2 protein-coding genes and 1 pseudogene are annotated in these 2,120 nt (G+C 63.7%); all 3 read left to right on the top strand.

Translation table 11 applies throughout. The annotated features are described in order from the left end of the window. Positions 1 to 841 precede the first annotated feature (841 nt). A complete protein-coding gene (gene rpsL / locus JOZ76_RS32735; RefSeq protein ID WP_147044308.1) occupies positions 842 to 1,213 on the top strand; it encodes a 30S ribosomal protein S12 in 372 nt (123 codons plus the stop codon). Between the two features lie 14 nt (positions 1,214 to 1,227). Then, positions 1,228 to 1,697: pseudogene (gene rpsG, locus JOZ76_RS32730) on the top strand (30S ribosomal protein S7). A 63-nt stretch (positions 1,698 to 1,760) separates the two neighbouring features. Continuing rightward, positions 1,761 to 2,120 (top strand): GTP-binding protein (locus JOZ76_RS32725; protein ID WP_291705523.1); only part of this gene is annotated, 360 nt, incomplete at its 3' end.

Genomic DNA, 2,120 nt, shown 5'->3' with positions numbered 1-2,120 from the left:
CGGCGCCACCAATTTCTACAACCGTATGGACGAATGGCAAAGCGAGCAGAAGCCGCCTTTTTCGATGAGCGTCTGGCAGTTCATCCAGGCGGCGGGGACGGCGCGGCAGGCCGGCTGACGACACGGGCGCCGTCTAGCGGCGGCGCCCGCTCGGGCTAGAGCGATTTCTAGTCAGATCGAATGATCTGACGACTCGGAAATCGCGGCAGATCAAGAACCTGGAGCGGTTGATCTGATGCGATCAGATCACAAACCGCTCCAAGGTCCGAACTCGATACGGGACCTTGAGCATCGTCGGATTTCCGCTTGACTTGTCGGATTAAGTCTGATAAATCCGACGACATGAGAGATTGTCAGTGCCCGCCGTACAGCCTCGAGGCGCTCTTTCGTGTGCCCACCCCCGGCCGCTCCAGGCGCACCGGGCGTGCCGATACCGCGCGTATTTACGCAAAAATACGCAAACGGCCCGCTGTGGAACCAGGGGTGGCGACGCAAGAGCATCGTGCGCCGAACCCGACCCGATCACCTGGGATGTGGGGAGCTGGCCGGCATGTTCCTGCGCCTCGTCCCGCGCCCCGCGCCTCCATCGTGATTTCTCTATCGTGATTCCGCCCGGCGCCCCTTCACAAACGCAGTGTGTTGACCCACATAGCCCTCGCGGTTATAGGCCGCGTCGCCCGAGGGCTGGTGGTGGCTGACAAGCCAGACGCTGCCCGGCCGGGCATAATAGAGCTGAACACTGCTGCGACGTGAGCAAGGGCCTGGGGGGCCGGAACGGCCCGCCGAGGCTCCTTTGCGCTTTTCGTGTGGCAGCAGAGTAACTTAGGAAAGTGAAGGCTTCATGCCGACGATCAACCAGCTGATCCGCAAGGGTCGCGAACCGCAGAAGGCCAAGTCCAAGGTCCCTGCAATGGAGCAGAACCCGCAGAAGCGCGGCGTCTGCACCCGTGTCTATACCACGACCCCGAAGAAGCCGAACTCGGCGCTGCGCAAGGTGGCCAAGGTCCGCCTGACCAACCAGCGCGAGGTGATCAGCTACATCCCCGGCGAGGGCCACAACCTCCAGGAGCATAGCGTGGTGCTGATCCGCGGCGGCCGCGTGCGCGATCTGCCCGGCGTCCGCTACCACGTCCTGCGCGGCGTGCTCGACACGCAGGGGGTCAAGGACCGCAAGCAGAGCCGTTCCAAGTACGGCGCCAAGCGGCCTAAGTAAGGGGAGAAAGAGACATGTCACGTCGCCGCCGCCCGGAGAAGCGCGAGATTCTCCCAGATCCGAAGTTCGGAGACATCACTCTCTCGAAGTTCATGAACAGCGTCATGCTCGACGGCAAGAAGTCCGTCGCCGAAGGCATCGTCTACGGCGCCTTCGAGACGATCGAGCAGCGCGCCAAGAAGGACCCGCTCGGCGTGTTCCACGATGCGCTGAACAATGTGAAGCCGGGCATCGAGGTCCGCTCCCGCCGCGTCGGCGGCGCGACCTACCAGGTCCCGGTCGAGGTCCGCGTCGAGCGCGCCCAGGCGCTTGCGATCCGCTGGCTGATCTCCGCGGCGCGCAACCGCTCGGAGAAGACCATGGCCGGCCGCCTCTCGGGCGAGCTGATGGACGCCGCCTCAACCGCGGCAACGCGGTCAAGAAGCGGGAGGACACGCACCGCATGGCCGAGGCCAACCGCGCCTTCTCGCACTACCGCTGGTAAATTTAATCCCTATATCGTGGAGGACGGGCCGAGGTCCGTTCCCCCACATCGGAGTTTAAGATCATGGCCCGCAGCCATCCGCTCGACCGTTACCGCAATATCGGCATCATGGCGCATATCGACGCCGGCAAGACGACGACGACCGAGCGCATCCTCTATTACACCGGCAAGTCCTACAAGATCGGCGAGGTCCACGAGGGCACCGCGACGATGGACTGGATGGAGCAGGAGCAGGAGCGCGGGATCACGATCACGTCGGCCGCGACGACCTGCTTCTGGAACGATCACCGCATCAATATCATCGACACGCCTGGGCACGTCGACTTCACCATCGAGGTGGAGCGATCGCTCCGCGTGCTCGACGGCGCGATTGCCGTCTTCGACGCCGGCAATGGCGTCGAGCCACAATCGGAGACGGTGTGG

Origin of the sequence: Bradyrhizobium sp. (assembly GCF_019244115.1) — a bacterium.
In the GTDB taxonomy this organism is placed as follows: Bacteria; Pseudomonadota; Alphaproteobacteria; order Rhizobiales; family Xanthobacteraceae; genus Bradyrhizobium.
Note: the sequence above shows the minus strand (reverse complement) of the source record. Positions and strands in the feature narration are given on the sequence as shown.